The sequence below is a fragment of the Paenibacillus terrisolis genome (assembly GCF_056171975.1).
The window spans coordinates 18,941-37,067 of sequence record NZ_JBKFGG010000012.1 but is presented as its reverse complement, the minus strand read 5'-3'; the positions used below and the strand labels follow the sequence as shown (position 1 = coordinate 37,067).

Here is an 18,127-nt window from a genome sequence, read left to right as displayed (position 1 = left end):
AATCCGGTCACAAAGGCGAACACTAACGTTTCTGACAGAACATTTCACCCCCTTGCCAAATGACGAACCGCTCACATAACTGAAAAGGTCTATCCCTGGAGGCGGCAGCGCTGAACGGGACCGTCCTGTCTGGAAGCAACTATAAACGGAAAGCGGCGATTTCTCGAATAGCGGTATAAAATGGCCTTATTTCACTCCGAAACCGCATTTTCTTGAAAATAGCGGCGCAAAATGGTCTTATTTTCGGCAAACCGTCCGAAACCGAGGGAAAAAGGAAGCCTTCTGCAGAAATAAGGCCATAAAACGCCGCTATTCATTCAGAATGAGGTCTCTCCCGTGGAATAAGGCCACAAAAGAACGCTATTTTAAGTGTCGGCAGGATGCGGTGTTTGTGAGACGTCGTTAACCAGAGCAGACCACTTGTTTTAACGCAAATCCTCAAAGTCTTTTTGAGTACCTGGCAGCGATCTGGGAGGGTTATTCTGCTCTATAAGTTTTAAAGGGTGTCCCTAAGCCATCATAGATGACTTTTGGGGCACCCTCTTTAAACTGTTTAAAACCGGTTTAATCGCACCCGCAGAAAATTGTATATCTCTTCAGCGATATTCGCCTGACAGCAGGATTCGATTCCCTCAAAACCCGGAGAGGAATTGGCCTCGCAAATTTTATAATGATCGCCGTCGAACAGCAAGTCGATGCCCGCAATGTCCAGGTTAAGCAAACGCGAGGTTTCCAGCGCCAGCCATTCGATTTCCGGATTGATTTCGAACGGCTCCACGATCCCGCCGCGCGAAAAATTCGCTTTGAAGCTGTCGTTTCCCGAACTCCGCTTCATCGCCGCCACCGCCCTTCCGCCGATCGTAATCACCCGCAGGTCCGTCCCCCTGCTTGTTTCGACGAATTCCTGCAGAATCATGGTGGCGTTATCTTTATAGGCGTTGATCATTTCAAGCAGATCGATGAATTTGGATTTCGTTTCGGCAAGAAACACCCCGCTTCCCTGGGATCCCGAAATCGTCTTCACGATCACCGGAAAACCAAGGTGCTTTTCCACCAGCTCAACGTCCACTTTTGAACGAATCAGCATCGTTTTCGGAACGGGCAGGTTATGCTCCGCCAATATTTGCAGCGTATATAGCTTGTCTTTAACTGTATCGATACTTTGCGAAGTATTAAACGTACGAACTCCAAGGCGCTCCAGATGACGGATCAAAGCCAGTCCGAAATAATTCGTTCCCGCCCCCATCCGCGGCAGCACAAAATCAGGCAGCTGCTGCACCTCTCCATTAACCAGAATACTTTTGCGGTCATCCCGCGTCACAATCAGTTCAAACTGCTCTGGAGCAAGCACCCGGATTTCAATATCCTGCTTCAAGGCTTCTTCCATCAGGCGTTTGATTTCGAAGGTTTCCGGTTTGACGTCGTTAGCGGCGTTTTTATAAATGATCCAGCCTTGCATGGCAACAACCTCCATCAGGATTTGCGGTTCACCTATCAATATACTATGACTGCTTGTTCCCAGTATGAATTCATGTAAAGGTTTCTGTAAAGTACAAATGGATGGAAAAAGAGGACCGCAGGCGTACATGCAAGCTGCGATCCTCTATGAGGTCATATAAACATATGTTACCGTAATCCGCCGCGAAATCTTTGCGTGTACGCCTTGGCGTCCTCCGCCGTTTTCACGCGGTTGCGGCTCCATTCGAGCAAAATGCGGTCGATGTACCGAAAATGGACCTTTCCGGCAAATACCGCTTCCTTCAAAGCCAGCAAAATCAGCTCCTCAGGATACTTGTCCTGGTCCACCCAGCCCGAGATCGTTTCGCATTCCATGGGCGACAACGGACGCGCGAATTCCCGCTCGAAAATAACGAACAAGTTACGTTCCTGTTCTTCCCTTTGCTGCGCCGAGGCGTCCTTGGGGGCGGCGTTCTGCCTCGAAGCGGCCCGTTCTTCGGCCATATAAACAGCTAGCCGCTCGTACATGCCCGACAGATTATAACGCTCCGAGCGAACACCCGTCGATTCGTCCGTCACCTCATCGATGCTGATCCAGCCTTCTTTAAGCAAATGCCGGATGACCGGCGACAATTCGCCGGGAGCCGTATCCATCCGTTCCTCCAACTGCTCCATGGAAGGAAAATCACTGTGTTCGACCTGCTGATAGGACAACAGCTGAATCAGGAACATCGCTTCCGTATCGCTCAAACGAAGTTTGCGGTAATGGGTTAAGAGCGGAAAGGGAACGATTACGTTTCCCGTCTCCATGCCGTAAGCTATGCCTCTTGCCCATACTTTCCATCCCTCGTTCATCGCCATGCTATCACACCTTCCCTATCCTAAACACAAATCCGCCATGTTGGCCGGAAACCGCGGTGTGATCCGAGCTGCCTGATTAAGGGTACAAACGGTACAGCGTCCGCGGGAACGGAATCGTCTCCCGGACATGATCCAAACCGCAGATCCAGGCTACGGTACGTTCCAGGCCCAGACCGAAGCCGGAGTGCGGCACCGAACCGTATTTCCGGAGATCCAGATACCATTGATAGGTTTCCGGAGACAAATTATGTTCTTTGAAGCGCTCCTCCATCAACTCGGGATCATCGATCCGTTGGGAGCCGCCGATGATTTCTCCATATCCTTCAGGCGCGATCATGTCGGCGCAGAGCACCACTTCCGGACGGTTCGGGTCCGGTTTCATGTAGAACGCTTTGATGCCTGCCGGATAATTCGTAATGAATACCGGTTTCTCGTAACGTTCGGCAATCGCGGTTTCATGCGGCGCGCCGAAATCTTCGCCCCAAGGAATTTCAAAACCTTGCGCATTCAGGTATTCGATCGCTTCGTCGTAAGAGATGCGCGGGAACGGAGCTTCAACCTTTTCCAGCTTGGAAACGTCGCGGCCCACCGCTTCGAGCTCTTGGCGGCAGTTCTTCAGCACCGATTGTACGACGAACGAAATGAACCGCTCCTGCACCTGCAAGCTTTCCTCATGATCCGTAAACGCCATTTCCGGCTCGATCATCCAGAACTCGATCAAATGGCGGCGGGTCTTGGATTTTTCCGCCCGGAACGTCGGTCCGAACGAGTACACTTTTCCAAGCGCCATAGCTGCGGCTTCCATATAAAGCTGACCGCTTTGCGTCAAATAGGCGTCCTCTTCAAAATATTTCGTATGGAACAGGTTGGTCGTTCCCTCTGCGGATGTCGGCGTCAAAATCGGCGGATCCATCAGCGTAAACCCGTTCTCATCGAAAAATTGCTGTACCGCGCGAATAATCTCGGCGCGAATGACCATAATCGCCCGCTGTTTGGAAGAACGGAGCCATAAATGACGATGGTCCATCAAGAAATCAACGCCATGTTCCTTCGGCGTAATCGGATAGTTTTCCGTCAGATGAAGAATTTGCAGGTCGGTAACCGTCATTTCGTAACCGGATTGGCTGCGTGGCTCCTCTCGGATGATCCCCGTAACATACATCGAAGACTCCTGCGTCAAGCTTTTGGCGTTGTCCCAGGTTTCTTCGGAAACTTCGTTTTTCACGACAACGGCTTGAATATACCCCGTTCCGTCACGAAGCTGCAAAAACTGGATTTTCCCGCTGGAGCGTTTGTTGTTAAGCCAACTTCCAATCACGACGGTTTCCCCGACGTGTTCGTTCACTTGACGGATCACTGTTTTGATCGCCATGCCCTTATCTCTCCCTCTAACGTCACTAATATTGGTGTTACTTGTTTTCTTGAACGATCCGCAGCGTATCGCGCGCGATCATCAGCTCTTCGTTCGTCGGAATGACGAGCACTTCGACTTTGGAGTTTGGCGTCGAGATGCGGCGCGGATCTCCGGAACGAACTTTATTGAGCTCCTTGTCGATTTCCACGCCAAGGTAAGTCAAGTTTTTGCAGACTTCTTCGCGCACAAAGCTGGAGTTTTCCCCGATACCCGCCGTAAAGACGATGACATCAACGCCGTCCATCGCTGCCGCATAAGCGCCGATGTATTTGCGCAGGCGGTATTCGTACATTTCAAACGCAAGCGTTTCGTTCGGTTTGCCTTCCTGCCAGCCGTCAGTGATATCGCGCATGTCGCTGCTGCTTCCGGAAATAGCCAGAAGCCCGCTGTGCTTGTTCAGCATCGAGTTCACTTCGCTGATGGACAGATCTTCTTTGCTCATCACGAAAGTGACAACCGTCGGATCGAGGTCACCGCTGCGCGTTCCCATCATCAAACCTTCCAGCGGAGTCAGACCCATGGAGGTATCGGTGGAAATGCCGCCTTTAACGGCCGTCAAGCTGGCACCGTTACCGATGTGGCAGGTGATGATTTTCAAGTCTTCAAGCGGACGGTCCAAAAATTCGGCGGCAATCCGGCTTACGTATTGATGCGATGTACCGTGCGCCCCGTAACGGCGAACGCGATGTTTCTTATATAATACTTTCGGGATCGGATACAAATATACCTTCTCATCCATCGTTTGGTGGAACGCAGTATCAAACGCGACCACTTGAGGAACGCCGGGCATATTGACTTCGGCAGCCGTAATCCCCATGATGGCCGGCGGATTGTGAAGAGGCGCCAGGTCGAACAAACGGCGGATTTCCGCTTTCGCTTCAGGCGTTACAAGCGCGGAGCCTTTGAAATATTCGCCGCCGTGCACGACGCGATGGCCGACGGCTTGAATTTCGTCAACGGAATTCAAAACGCCGTGAACCTTGTCCGTCAATTTGTCGAGCACTTTACGAATGGCGGTCGTGTGCTCCAGAATTTCGCTGACTTCCGTTACTTCTTCTTTGCCGGTAGGCTTGTGCGTCAAGATGGAGGAATCCATTCCGATCCGTTCCACCAAACCTTTAGCCAGTACCGATTCATCGTTCATATCGTAAAGCTGGTATTTCAGGGAAGAGCTTCCCGCGTTGATTACGAGCAATTTCATAACCGGTCACCGTCCTTGTCGTATTTAAAAAATCCTTCGCCTGTTTTCACGCCGAGACTCCCTGCGCGAACCATTTTCTTAAGCACGAAGGAAGGGCGGTATTTCAGCTCTCCGAATTCGCGGAACATACGTTCCAGCGCGGCCAGAACGGAATCGAGGCCAAAGCGGTCGGCCATTTCGAGCGGGCCGTATTGGAATTGGTAACCGATGCGCATTGCTTCGTCGATTTCTTCAGCGGAAGCTACGCCTTCGCCCAGCACATGCAGCGCTTCATTGATCATCACGCAAATAATCCGGGACGTCACGAAGCCCGGAGATTCATATACCATAACTCCGCGCTTGTCCACAACTTCTTCCACGAAATGCTTCGTGTCTTCGAATGTGGAATCGGAAGTTTTGAGGCCGCGGATAATTTCCACCAGATTGATTCTGGCCACAGGATAAATAAAGTGCATGCCGATCACGCGCTCCGGATAAATCGTCCCGCCGGCGATTTCCGTCAAGCTGAGCGTGGAAGTGTTGCTGGCCAAAATAATATTGCTCGGACATACTTGGTCAAGCTGCGTGAATACCTCTTTTTTGGCATTCAAATCCTCCGAAATGGTCTCGATGACCATATCGCAGGTACCGAGTTCGGCAAAATGATTTACTTTATGAATTTTGGATAAGATCAATTTCTTCTCGGCCTTTGTAATCGCCCATTTCTCGAGCTGCTTATCCAGACTCGTTTCAATCATGCTGTACGCATGCTCCAATTTCTCGGTCGTTTCTTCCACGAGAAGCACGTCAAGTCCTTTGGCAGCCAGCATTTCGCTGATCCCCTGACCCATCGTACCACCGCCAATGACACCTATTCTTTTGAAATTCATGGTTCCTTCGCTCCATCCTTTCGTCATCTGTCCATAATATTGTACCCTTGATGTCGAATAATACATCTTCTATACCCAACATATAATAATATCTTAGCACGAAGAAAAAGTAAAAAAAAATAACCGGCGCTAAGGAATTAGGCCGGTAAATGAGCGCTGTCACGAAATTGACAACGGAATTGCTCGCCGGAAAGGCGCTCTTCTGTTAGCAAAATTTCCAAAGATTTGTCGAAAATCGCCGCATGGTCGATCAGCACCTGCTTGGATCTGGCGGCAAGATCACCCAAGATTTTGGTGTTCTCGTTCATCAGGACTTCCTTGGTGCACATATCCACATTGACGATGCCAAGTGAAGTCAATCCGGAAGTTATCATCGTTTGAACGATATTCAACGCTTGTTCGAAGTCGTTGCTCGAACCGGTGCTGCGCCCGCCGTAATATATTTCTTCGGCGGCCGCGCCGGCAAGCGCGATGATGATTTGTCCTTCGAGATAGGCTTTGGTGTACAGATATTTTTCGTCCTGCGGATTATGGCGTACATAACCGAGCGCTCTTCCGCGCGGACTCAGAACAACCTGGCTCACGCTCCCCGGGGCGACGACCTCCGCAGCGACGGCATGCCCAAGCTCATGGACAGCAACCCGGCGTTTCTCTTCCTCGGTGGATTCGCGGTCCGTTTTCTCGCCGAGCATCACTTTATCGATCGCCATCGACATCTGCATTTGCGTAATCTCCGCATTGCCGTCGCGCATCGCATATATTGCCGCTTCGTTCATGACGCTTTCGAGCTGCGCCCCGGAGAAGCCGAAGGTTTCCTCGGCGATCTTATCCAGGTTGACGTCCGAATGAAGCGGTTTGTTCACGGCATGCAGCTCTAGAATATGCAGACGGCCCTTTTTGTCGGGAAGATCAACCTGAATATGACGGTCGAACCGGCCAGGACGCAATAGCGCGCTGTCGAGCATTTCCTTGCGGTTCGTGGCCGCGATCAACAAAATACGCGGCGTATCCGAAGTGAAAATGCCGTCCATTTCGGTAAGCAGCTGGTTCAAGGTCTGATCGTATTCGCGTTGCTGGCCGCCTTCTCTTTTGCCGCCGATCACATCGATCTCGTCAATGAAAATGACCGCGTTCTCTTTGTTCTCTTTGGCGGCGCGGGTGCGCGCTTCCTTGAACAGATCGCGGATCCGGCTCGCGCCAACGCCTACATACATCTCCACGAATTCGCTGCCCGAAGCGGCGACGAATACCGCATTGGTATACTGCGCCGCGGCTTTGGCCATCAGCGTCTTCCCGGTTCCCGGAGGACCGGTCAGCAATATCCCTTTGATCGGGCGGATACCGAACTTGCTGATCTCATCATGGCGGACCATAAAATCCAGCGCCTCTTGAAGCTCCTGCTTGGCGCTTTCCTGCCCGCCGATTTCCTCAAACGTCAAATGGGGCGAACCTACTTTTTTGCGTTTGCGTTCCTGCGACGCCCCCACCGCTATGCCCCCGCGCAGCTTGACCGCCACAAACAAGGCTCCCAGCAAAACAAGGACAAGCAGCACCGGAATCGTATTAACGCCCATCATCACAATTAAAAAAACAAGCAGCACCGGTACAAAACCTATTGCCGCCTCTATCATCCATTTACGCATTTGGCCATGCCCCCAATCGTTCCGGAGTCCGAGGCAAAACGACAAATTTGCTGGCCTTGCCGTCCGTCAGCGTAATATAAACATTATCCTCATCCATTTCCGCCTTCGCTTTCACGGACGGGTTACTTGCTTCCATCTGCTTCAATGCCGCCGTAATCTCGGTGTATTGCTTGTTTTCCATCGCCTGAGCGACCGGGAACAAAGCATTTTCCCAGAGTTTGTCCAGCTTTGGCGAAGAATGATCCTCCACATCCAGCTTCACCTCTCGGCTGCCGATCAAATGCTCCCCGTCCTTCTCGATTTGCCGTACCAAACTTCCGAGATCCGTACCGGGAGCCAAATCCAATTTCAAACCCATTTCGTTGGGCGATATATTTAGTTGAACGTTCTTCACGCCGTCATATCCATTCACCAGTTTTTCAAGCGGACGTTCGATCGCCCACTGACGATACGTGAACCACCCGCCGAACAGCAGCAAGGCGGACACGACAACACTAATGGCAATTGGTCCAATACGCAGTTTCACGTGATGTCCCCCTTATCTATTCTGAAATCGATCCGATATACACATCGATCTATCTAAATCATATATATCAATGTATATCAAACTTACAAATAAGAGTATATCACATCGTGTATACTATTTCACAAGAAAGTATGGCTATATTTTAAATTTTAAAGAATAAGAGGGAAAGTTTAGAGAACCCGCAGCCATTTTGAAAAGAAGAGCAAATCGAGTGCCTAAGGCTAAACCGGGAATTCCTTTTTGAGGCTGGCGCCGGAAACAAATATAAAAACACACCCCCTGAAACCGGATAACCAACTAAGGATTTTCCGTGTTCTTTGCAAGGATGTGTATCATTACGAGCAAGAGCAAAGCCGTTGCATGATGGCCTTCCTCAGTACAGTACATATTTGTAAAGAATCCAGCATAGACCGACAGACAGCCAGGAAACAAAACCGAAAACGGTTACTATCCGGTTCTCGCTCCAACCGTATTTTAGGCTAAAGTGATAATGAATCGGAGTCATTCGGAACAAACGAAGCTTGGTCCTTTTGTAATACCAGACTTGAAAAATAACCGAGAACTGCTCGGCAAGGTAAACCAAGAAAAGAAGCGGAATTAAGATTTCAACTTTTTCAATGACAACCAAAATAGCGAGAGAACCGCCGATAGCCAGCGATCCGGTATCCCCCATAAACGCTCGGGCCGGGTATATATTGTAAAGAAATAGCCCCAGCAGGCAGCCGATCATAACAAGGCAAAAGGTCTGAACTTCTGGTTTGTCCGAGATGAGAAAAAAGAAAAAATAAGTCGGAATGGCCGTATTGATCAATAATCCGTCCAGGCCATCCGTGAAATTGATCGCATTCGCCGAGCCTACGATAAAGAGCAGCATAACCGCTATGTATAAGAAGACGGGTAAGTGCAGGCTAAACCCACGGAATATCGCGATGTCGCCGGATAATGAGAAAAATCGCATTAAAACCACGAAAAGCATCCCGGTAAATAAAAATTGGAACATCAGCTTCGCTAGTCCGGAAATTCCCGAAGGATTTTGCCACACTGCTTTTTTCAAGTCATCCATAAAACCTACCGAGCTGAATAAAAGAAAGGTTGCGCATAAAAAAATCATGAGCGGAGCCGGATGAAATTGCAGCGAAACCGCGACCCCAATCAGCAACACAAGGCCGGCCATGAGAGGCGTTCCCCGCTTGGCCTGATGGTCGGGAGGCAGCTCTGAACGAATGGGTTGCGTCAGTTTAAGGATGCGCAAAACACGAATAAGCAGTGGCGTGAACATCGCTACCAGCAAAAAGGATAGACCGGATATGCTCAAAATTCCCGACATATCTCCACCGCCTTTAAGTAAATTATGAACCTCCGAAGGATAGGTTTGCCCTCATCAACCAGCAAAAGCGTCTGAGTATCAACCTGTCAGCCTTGTACTAAAATAGTACGTCACTCTAACTCTATAGATGAATCATCGCTATAAATTGTTCGCCAAATTTGTAATTCCATGAATGCCGGTTGATCAACAAACATCAATAACAAAGGAGTTAAGCAACTTATTCTCGATGCCTAACTCCTCGGTCATTGCCATATCCATTTTCAGGCAGCTAAAACGTCTGCTTACCTCGATCCTTACCGATTCGGCAGAGTAAATATCTCATCCAGCGGCTGGCCGGTGGCGAAGTCAAAAAAGCGGTAATAATGATGGTCCTTTTCTTTGTAGAACAGCTGCCACACGAGCTGCTCGTTATAAATGCCCGGCATGAGCCGAACAACCTTGATGCCCGGGAACTGCTCTTTAATGACCGCGCGGATTTGGCTTTCCGACTTGCCTTCGGACATCGGCTTAACGATCGCGTCTTTGCTGTCCCGAAGCCACACCATTTCATCCTGTCCCGACTCGTTTTTGCCTTCCACGACCCAGATCACTTCGTCCCAGACCGACTTCCACACCTGTTTCGCTTCGGTTAGGTCCGTCTCCCGCTTGGCCTCGCGGATAGCGGTGTTCTCGGCTTTCCACGTATCCTCATGAATGTATACATAAAAGCGGTTAAGGCCAATGATCACAAGCAGCAGGAGTATGATCGAGAGCAGGATCCATTTGGTTCTGTTCTTCAACCTTCTCTTCCTTTCCCCTGGTTGACGGCTTAAGCGGAGATCTCTCGGCTCACGTCCCCTCGTTTGCTAGCGGGCGAGCAGCCCTTCAAAAGCCGCCTGGGCCTCGTAACGCACCCGTTCCTCGTCGAGCGTCAGACAGGCGCCATGCTTGATCACCTGTTTGCCGTTGACCCATACATGTTCAACATCCTTCGGGCTCGCCGAGTAGACGATATGGGAAATAAAATCGATCTTCGGTATGAAATGGGCCTGCTCCGTGTTAACGGCGATAAAGTCCGCTTTCATGCCCGCGGCCAGTTTCCCTGTATTGGGCAGGAACACCGACTTTGCGCCGTACTCCGTTCCCATCTTGAGCGCTTCTATGGCAGGCACAGCGGTAGGGTCACCGGAAACGCCTTTGTGGATCAAAGCCGCCAGGCGAATCTCCTCGATCATATCGAGGTTGTTATTGCTTGCCGCGCCGTCCGTCCCAAGGGAGACGACGACCCCTTTTTGCAGCAGTTCCGGCACACGGGCAACCCCGCTCGCAAGCTTCAAATTGCTGCCCGGATTATGGGAAATGGCCACGTCATGCGCAGCCAGAATCTCAATTTCCTCATCGGTCAAATGCACCGCATGGGCAAGCAGCGTCGGCCGTGAGAACATCCCGAGATTCAGCAGGTGCTGGACCGGACGAACACCGTAATCGGCCACGTTTTGCTCCACTTCCGCCCTCGTTTCGGACATATGCGTATGCATCGGCAGGTCGAGATCATGCGCCGCCTGTACAAACTTTTCGATATAATCCGGCGGGCAAGTGTAGGGAGCGTGCGGCGACAGCATCGTTGTGATTCGGCCGTCCGCTTTGCCGTTCCAATTCACCGCAAAATCGACCGCTTCCTTCAGCTTCATGTCCTGCACGTCCGGCGGGCACAACCCAATCGCTCCGCGCATCAATACGCCGCGAATTCCGGATTCTTCCACCACTTTGGCCACTTCATCCATGTGATCGTACATATCGAGGAAGGTCGTCGTTCCGCCCTTCAGCATTTCCAGGACGGACAGCGCCGTCCCGGCATGCACGTCGCTTGCGGTAAACTTGGCTTCCATCGGCCATACTTTCTCCTGAAGCCAAGTTTGCAGCACCATATCGTCCCCGTAACCGCGAAGCAGCGACATCGCCGCATGGCCGTGAGTGTTGATCAGACCGGGCAGGAACAACAGGCCTTTTCCGTCAAAGGTCTCTGCGCCTTCCACGCCTTCCGGGCGCTGCTCCCCAATGTACGTAATCATATCGCCTTCAACCAGCATATATCCGTGAATCACGGGACGACCTTCGTCCAAAACGGCGAAGGTCCCGTTTTTAATTAACCACTTACGACTCATAAACGGCTTGTTCCTTTCCATTTTCCAAATAATACGCCAAGCTGAGCAGATCCGTCGTAAAATCGGCCGCGTGAATTCTTACTTCCGACGGCACTTTCAGGATCGTTGGCGCGAAGTTGAGAATCGCTCCGATTCCGGCGGCAACCAGCTGATCCGCAACGCGTTGAGCTTCAAAATCCGGCACGGTGATAATCCCAATGCGCACATGCTTCTCGCGAACCGTTTCAACGAGCTCATCGATCGGCTGAATCGTAATGTTGTTGATCTGCTTGCCGATTTTGGCCGGAGAAGCGTCGAACACCGCTACGATTTTCATATTGTCCTTCAGATAAGCATTATAATTGGAAAGCGCCTGACCAAGATTACCGGCACCCACCAAAGCTACGTTGATTTGCTGGTCCAGATTTAAGATTTGCTGGATTTTTTCGATCAGATAAGCCACATCGTAACCGATGCCCTTGCGTCCGAAATCGCCGAAATAAGCGAGATCCTTGCGAATTTGCGCCGGATTGAGATCCAGCTTCTGGCCCAGTTCCTGCGAGGATACCGTTGGCACCTCGCGACGGCTCAATTCATTTAAAAAACGCAGATATACCGGCAATCTTCGAACAACGGCATCGGAAATTTTATCAGATTTCATACATTTTTCCCCCTCATTTGGCGCGAGTATGAACCGCAAAGCTTATTGCGGCTCACCGGCATTGAGCCATTCCGAAATGCGCGGAACCATTTGCCCGAGGGGCATATGCTCCATCTTCGGTCCGGGTAAAGAATATAAAAAATACTTTCCGTAGTAGGATTCCAAGATGCGGGTATCATAAACAACCACGATGCCGCGATCCTGCGACGAGCGGACAAGCCGGCCGAATCCCTGCTTGAAGCGGATGACCGCCTGCGGCACGGACAGCTTCATAAAAGGATTTTTCTTCTCCCGCTGAAGCCGTTCGCTCTTCGCCTCCACGAGCGGATGGTTGGGGGGCTGGAAGGGCAGACGGACAATGGCCAGGCTCGTCAAAGCTTCGCCGGGGATATCGACCCCTTCCCAAAAACTGCTGGTGCCAAGCAGCACGGATGCGTTTTGGCCTTGGAAACGGCGGGTCAGCTTGGTGCGGCTGCCGCTGTCCATCCCTTGACCGATGACGGTAATACCTTGCTCCGACAAAAGGTCCTTTAGTGGATCGTATACCTGCCTCAGCATGCGGTAAGAAGTAAACAGCACCAGCATGCGTCCCTGCGTAGCGACAGCCGTATCCGCCAGCGATCGCACCAGCGTACTGACGAAATGATCGTCTCCCACGCTTCCCTTGACGCTTGGGAAGTCCCGCGGGATGACCAGCAGCGCCTGATCCCGGTAGTTAAACGGCGAAGGGAGCATCGATGTCAACAGCCTGTCTTCGGAGGCAGCCTCCGTTAGTCCCAACTGCTCAATCATATATTGAAACGATTTATCGACGGAAAGAGTTGCCGAAGTCATCACAACGCTTTTTTTCTTGTCGAAAAAATACTCCTTCAGCTGAGCGCTTACATCGATCGGCACGGCGTAAATTTGCAGCGAGCGGCTGCGGTAATTCCCGTTTCCTTCGATCCAATATACCGTTTCTTCATTCTCCAGCTTCATAAAGAAGCGCAGCGACTCGCGTTCGCTCGCCAAATCCTTGAACAATCCGCTGATATCCGTTAACAGGCTTTCGGAGCCGAAATCGTCCTGCTCTTCCCGGATCTGGCTCAGCATCCGTTCTCCCTGGCGAAGCACGTCTCCGAGCGTGACGTAAATCTGATTCTCCAGCGCCGCAAGCGAATCCCAGTCCTTGGGCTTCTTATGCGGAAGCAGCCGGTAAACGAATTGTCCCGGGTCGCCCGGAGCGGCGTCGCTCCGCTCCGGCATTAGCGCGAAGAGCAGATCGCTCAGCTTGTCCCAGCTCTCCTTCACATCCACCAGCGAGGGATAAATATTGTCGATGACGGAACACCACTGGAGCGAATTTTCATTTGCCGCGCTTTGTAGCGCCATTCTAAGATTAGCCAACTGCCCTGTTTTGCTGTCCTTGAACAGCCGGGTCAACGTGTGAACGACCGTAAAATATTTCATATGAAGGCCAAGATGCTTGCCGGCCACATCTTCCAGATGATGCGCTTCGTCGATCACCAGCCGCTCGTAGCCGGGCAAAAGCTGATGTCCCGCCTGAATGTCCGTAAACAATTTAGAATGGTTCGTAATGACCACATCCGCAACCCCGGCTTCATGCTTGGCCCTATGGTAGAAGCACTTGCGGAACCACGGGCAATTGCGGCCCAGGCACGAATCCGATTCGCTCGCAACCGTTTCCCAAAAATCGCCGCCGCGGTTTCCCAGGTTGAGCTCTTCGTCGTCCCCGTTTTCCGTTTGCGTCAGCCACACAATCATTTGCGCGGCCGTCATCACCTCTTCTTTTGGCGTCGCAAAATCCCTTTTGTTAACTTTATGTTCAAATTTGCGCAAGCACAAATAATGCTGCCTTCCTTTAAACACCGCCGCCCGAAACGGAAAAGGAACCGCTTCCGTCAAAAGCGGAACATCCCTCTCCCTTAGCTGTTCCTGAAGATTGATGGTGTGCGTGCTGATCATGACCTTCTCGTCGTTTTTGACGCTGTGATAAATGGCGGGCAGAAGATAGCCGAGCGATTTTCCCGTTCCGGTACCGGCTTCCACCAGCAGATGCTTATCTTCGGCAAACGCCTGCATCACTTCTTCCAGCATCATGTTCTGCGCTTCGCGCTCTTCGTATTGGGGCAGTCTTTCTTTAAGCCGTTCCCGCACCTGCTCCATGAATTGTCCGAAGCTTAGGTCTTCCAGCGGATTGTAAGCCGCAGGATCCCGGGGAGGTTCGATATCCAGCCAATCTTCTACGCGCAAGGCGAACTGGCGATAGTAGGTAAACCCGGCGGCGTTCGGCTCGGTTTCCTGCTCCTTAAGCTGAACCATGGCGTCAAAAAACCAGCCCAAATCGCTGTCTTCCCCAGCGAACAGATTGGATAACCGCTGCAGAGTCAGCAAGGGCAGACCGGATATTTCCTCAAGACATTTGAGGAAAATCAACGCTGTTGCAAGTGCGTCGCTGTCCGCCTGATGAGGACGTTCATGCTGCACTTCGAACTCCGAGGCGACAAGGCCAAGCTGGTAAGAAGTCAGCGAAGGAAACAGGATTTTCAAAAAATCCATTGTATCTAGGATACGTCCAGTAAAGGGCAGATATCCCGTTTTATCTAAAGCGCTCTGCAAATAGTTGAAATCAAAGGCTACGTTATGGCCAACGAGAACAACATCGTCGAGGAGCGGAACCATCTCCATCATCACATCGTCCAAACCCGGGGCATCTTTGACGTCGTCTTCGGTGATCCCCGTAAGCCCCGTTATGAACGGGGGAATCGGAATACCCGGATTGACAAAGGAATGATACACTTGGGAGACGGTTAAATCTGGTTCTATAATGGCAAGCCCAACCTGAATGATTTCATCGGTGGACTGGTTACCCGTCGTTTCGAAATCGAGTACAGCATATTTCATTGCGCTCATAAGTCCCTTTCATTCCATTCTCAATTATCAGCATAACAGAAGAATGACAATTTGAAAATTGATGGGGGAAGAATATGTAATTATAATCACAAAAGAAAAGCAATGCGCCCGCTCCGTTGAGCGGAAAAACGCATTGCTTCTAGGGCAGATGATTTTACAATAATGAAGTCAGTTCATTGCCATAATACAGCTTCCCGGAACTATGCATACAGGCCTCCAAATTGGCCAAAGGTTCGGGAAGGGACGGATCGCTTTGATGGGCCAGCATGAAATATTCCTTTGCTTTGGCGCGGATTCCTTTCTGGGCTTCGATGCAACCCAAAGCGTTGTAAATGATGGAACGAAGCCTTTTGCTGGTAGCCGTTCCAAGCACGCGCTGAAACTGAACCGCCGCCGATTCGCTTTTGCCCATATGCAAATAACACATTGCCAAATAAGTCCGCCCGATAAAACTGTCGGGAAATTGCAGCAGCACCTGCTCAAACTGATTTAATGCCTGCGGGAACATAAGCAGCTTGTAGTAGCCCTGCCCCTTGACATAAGCATCCGTGTTCATTTCGGGCATAGCCGGTTCTTCCCCGCCGTCAAGATTGCCCCATCTTTGCCGCATGATTCCCATCTTTTCTTCAAACCCAAGCCATTCCTCGATAATTCCGTCGCTCATATGTTTCAGAAGATGCCATTTTTCGGCGAGCTCCTGCTTTTGGGCTCCTTGAGCGAGCGGATAACGCTGAGCGATGTCATCCAACATTTCATTCATTTCCGCAAATACATGCTGAAACATCATTCGCATCCCACCCTTAACGAAAATGAAATCAGTGCGAGCCTTACATTCATTTTTTGTTCCGGGAGGGCATTTCATTCCCGCAGGCAGTAATTGCATAAAGGGCTGAGCGGGCTTGACGAAACGCTTGTTGTTAGCAAATATCAACTGTTAGCGAATGGTCGCATGCAGTTCCTGCTGCGCTTTTTCCACCGGGCGATTGTTTTCATCCACGAAGACGACAGTCGGCTTATGGCTTCTCAGCTCTTCGGCGGACATTTGGGCGTATGAGATGATGATGACATTATCCCCGGGCTGCACGAGCCGCGCCGCCGCGCCGTTCAAACAAATGACCCCGCTGTCTCTTGGCCCCGGAATGACGTAAGTTTCCAAGCGGGCTCCGTTATTGTTGTTTACGATTTGCACTTTCTCGTTTTCAAGCAGATCGGCCGCTTCCATCAAAGCTTCATCAATCGTGATACTGCCGACGTAATTCAGGTTGGCCTCCGTGACGGTGGCGCGGTGAATTTTGGATTTCATCATCGTTCTATACATAAAGAGCCACCGCTTTCTTCGTTAAAATGACGTTATCGATAAGCCTTGTTTTGCCGAACTTTACGGCCACGGCGATCAAAATTTCCGAGCCGGCATGGTCCAGCCGCTCGGAATCTTCCAACGGACGCAGTCCCGGAAACTCGGTAACTTCAACGTAATCGATATCGGCCAGCGGTTCGGACTGAATCGCACTGCGCAATTCTTCACGAAGCTGTCCCGCCGTTACGGAATCGAGCTCCACTGCTTTTACTTTCGCTTCACGCAGGCTTTTGGAAAGAATCAACGCTGCCTGGCGTTCTTCAGCGCTTAGGTATACGTTGCGGGAACTGAGCGCAAGACCGTCGCTTTCCCGAACGATTGGGCAGGGCACGATTTTGACGTCAAGGTTGAGATCCCGGACCATTTGCGCGATAACCGCAACCTGCTGAGCATCCTTTTGCCCGAAATAAGCCTGATCCGGGTCGACGATGTGAAAGAGCTTGCCGACCACGGTCGTCACGCCGTCGAAGTGGCCTGGACGCGATGCGCCGCACAGGAGCGTCGTCAGTTCTTCGACCTTGATTTTCGTTTTGGTCGGGTGCGGATACATTTCCTGTACGCTTGGCAGGAATACGGCATCCGCGCCTTCGCGTTCCGCGAGCGCCAAATCATGCTCGGCGTCGCGAGGGTAGCGCTCAAAATCCTCGTTTGGCCCAAACTGAATCGGATTGACGAAAATGCTGAGTACCACCAGGTCGCTTTCTTCCCGAGCTTTACGAAGCAGGCTGGCATGCCCTTCATGCAGATAACCCATGGTCGGGACAAGCCCTACCTTGATCTGATTGCCCCTGCCGGCGGCCGCAAAACGCTCTGCCTTGATATATTCCCGAATCGCTTTGATCTCTGTAAACACCTTCATGATCCCGACTCCACCTTCCCCTTGCCGTACAAATTCTCAACCACACCGTCTTCCGCCGCAAATACATGCTGTTCGGCGGGAAACTCGCGGCTTTTGACTTCCCGGACATATTCCGAGATGCCGCGGCGGATTTCCGATCCGATGTCGGCGAACGTCTTCACGAACCGTTTCTCCATATAATCCGGAGCGTACTTGAGCACATCATGGAACACCAGCACCTGGCCGTCGCATCCGCGTCCCGCGCCGATGCCGATCGTCGGAACCGACAGCTCGGCCGAAATCATGGCCGCAACTTCTTCGGTCACAAGTTCCAGCACGATCCCAAATGCGCCGGCTCGTTCCAGCGCCTTGGCATCCTCGAGCAAACGGCGCGCATCCTTGGCGTCTTTGCCCTGCACGCGGTATCCGCCGATCTGATTCACCGACTGCGGCGTCAGGCCGATATGGCCCAGAACCGGCACCCCGGCCTGCACGATCGATTGAACGGCCAAAGCGATCTCCGCGCCGCCCTCCATTTTGACCGCATGAGCATGACCTTCCTGCATCAAGCGGCGTACGTTCCGCAGCGTTTCGTCCACGCTGCCGTGATATGTCATGAACGGCATATCGGCTACGATAAAGGTGTGCTCCGCGCCTCTAGCCACCGCCCTGGTATGGTAAACCATATCATCCAGCGTTACCGGAATGGTCGAGTCGTAACCAAGCACAACGTTGCCGAGCGAGTCGCCAACCAGCAACAAATCGGCCTCTGCTTCTTCGGCCAATTTCGCCGAAGGATAGTCATAAGCCGTAATCATCGCCAGCGGGATGCCGTCCTTTTTCATTTTCTTCATTTTCACAATGTTTAGAGCTTTTTTCTCCGCCAATGCTTTCCATCTCCTTTAGTTCCTTGTGCTTGCGCGCGCCCTTTAAACC

The 18,127-nt window shown here is 51.4% G+C and carries 16 protein-coding genes; all 16 read right to left on the bottom strand.

Annotation, left to right across the window (positions count from 1 at the left end):
* Nucleotides 1-553: 553 nt before the first annotated feature.
* Entirely contained in the window at nt 554-1,459 is a 906-nt protein-coding gene (locus tag ACI48K_RS12390; protein WP_475027903.1) for an ATP-grasp domain-containing protein, read from the bottom strand.
* Nucleotides 1,460-1,626: 167 nt separating this feature from the next.
* Nucleotides 1,627-2,319: a DnaD domain-containing protein gene (locus ACI48K_RS12385; RefSeq protein WP_475027902.1), complete on the bottom strand. Its 693-nt coding sequence runs from the start codon at nt 2,317-2,319 to the stop codon at nt 1,627-1,629.
* Nucleotides 2,320-2,395: 76 nt separating this feature from the next.
* Nucleotides 2,396-3,691 (bottom strand): asparagine--tRNA ligase, encoded by a 1,296-nt coding sequence (gene asnS / locus ACI48K_RS12380; RefSeq protein WP_475027901.1) that lies wholly within the window; start codon nt 3,689-3,691, stop codon nt 2,396-2,398.
* Between the two features lie 37 nt (nt 3,692-3,728).
* The gene (locus tag ACI48K_RS12375; protein ID WP_475027900.1) at nt 3,729-4,934 is read right to left on the bottom strand and encodes an acetate/propionate family kinase; all 1,206 of its coding nucleotides are present in this window, start codon (nt 4,932-4,934) and stop codon (nt 3,729-3,731) included.
* Complete coding sequence (locus ACI48K_RS12370; RefSeq protein WP_475027899.1) at nt 4,931-5,803, bottom strand: 3-hydroxyacyl-CoA dehydrogenase family protein; 873 nt, start codon at nt 5,801-5,803, stop codon at nt 4,931-4,933. The genes ACI48K_RS12375 and ACI48K_RS12370 overlap by 4 nt, the downstream gene beginning before the upstream one ends.
* A 137-nt stretch (nt 5,804-5,940) precedes the next feature.
* A complete protein-coding gene (locus tag ACI48K_RS12365) occupies nt 5,941-7,446 on the bottom strand; it encodes an AAA family ATPase (RefSeq protein ID WP_475027898.1) in 1,506 nt (501 codons plus the stop codon).
* Entirely contained in the window at nt 7,439-7,972 is a 534-nt protein-coding gene (locus tag ACI48K_RS12360; RefSeq protein WP_475027897.1) for a hypothetical protein, read from the bottom strand. Before ACI48K_RS12360 ends, ACI48K_RS12365 begins: the two co-directional genes overlap by 8 nt.
* 373 nt (nt 7,973-8,345) lie before the next feature.
* On the bottom strand, nt 8,346-9,299 hold the full coding sequence (mraY, locus tag ACI48K_RS12355; RefSeq protein ID WP_475027896.1) for a phospho-N-acetylmuramoyl-pentapeptide-transferase: 954 nt from the start codon (nt 9,297-9,299) through the stop codon (nt 8,346-8,348).
* Between the two features lie 293 nt (nt 9,300-9,592).
* A complete protein-coding gene (locus tag ACI48K_RS12350; RefSeq protein ID WP_475027895.1) occupies nt 9,593-10,078 on the bottom strand; it encodes a cell wall elongation regulator TseB-like domain-containing protein in 486 nt (161 codons plus the stop codon).
* Between the two features lie 66 nt (nt 10,079-10,144).
* Nucleotides 10,145-11,443, bottom strand: a complete 1,299-nt coding sequence (locus tag ACI48K_RS12345; protein ID WP_475027894.1) for an amidohydrolase — start codon at nt 11,441-11,443, stop codon at nt 10,145-10,147.
* Entirely contained in the window at nt 11,433-12,083 is a 651-nt protein-coding gene (locus tag ACI48K_RS12340; RefSeq protein ID WP_475027893.1) for a redox-sensing transcriptional repressor Rex, read from the bottom strand. Before ACI48K_RS12340 ends, ACI48K_RS12345 begins: the two co-directional genes overlap by 11 nt.
* A 42-nt stretch (nt 12,084-12,125) precedes the next feature.
* Nucleotides 12,126-14,987, bottom strand: coding sequence for an ATP-dependent DNA helicase DinG (gene dinG, locus ACI48K_RS12335; RefSeq protein WP_475027892.1), 2,862 nt, complete (start codon nt 14,985-14,987; stop codon nt 12,126-12,128).
* A 163-nt stretch (nt 14,988-15,150) separates the two neighbouring features.
* On the bottom strand, nt 15,151-15,783 hold the full coding sequence (locus tag ACI48K_RS12330; RefSeq protein WP_475027891.1) for a hypothetical protein: 633 nt from the start codon (nt 15,781-15,783) through the stop codon (nt 15,151-15,153).
* 147 nt (nt 15,784-15,930) lie between these two features.
* Complete coding sequence (panD, locus tag ACI48K_RS12325; RefSeq protein WP_475027890.1) at nt 15,931-16,314, bottom strand: aspartate 1-decarboxylase; 384 nt, start codon at nt 16,312-16,314, stop codon at nt 15,931-15,933.
* On the bottom strand, nt 16,307-17,212 hold the full coding sequence (panC, locus tag ACI48K_RS12320; protein ID WP_475027889.1) for a pantoate--beta-alanine ligase: 906 nt from the start codon (nt 17,210-17,212) through the stop codon (nt 16,307-16,309). Before panC ends, panD begins: the two co-directional genes overlap by 8 nt.
* Nucleotides 17,209-18,078, bottom strand: a complete 870-nt coding sequence (gene panB / locus ACI48K_RS12315; protein ID WP_475027888.1) for a 3-methyl-2-oxobutanoate hydroxymethyltransferase — start codon at nt 18,076-18,078, stop codon at nt 17,209-17,211. The genes panC and panB overlap by 4 nt, the downstream gene beginning before the upstream one ends.
* Nucleotides 18,079-18,127 lie beyond the last annotated feature (49 nt).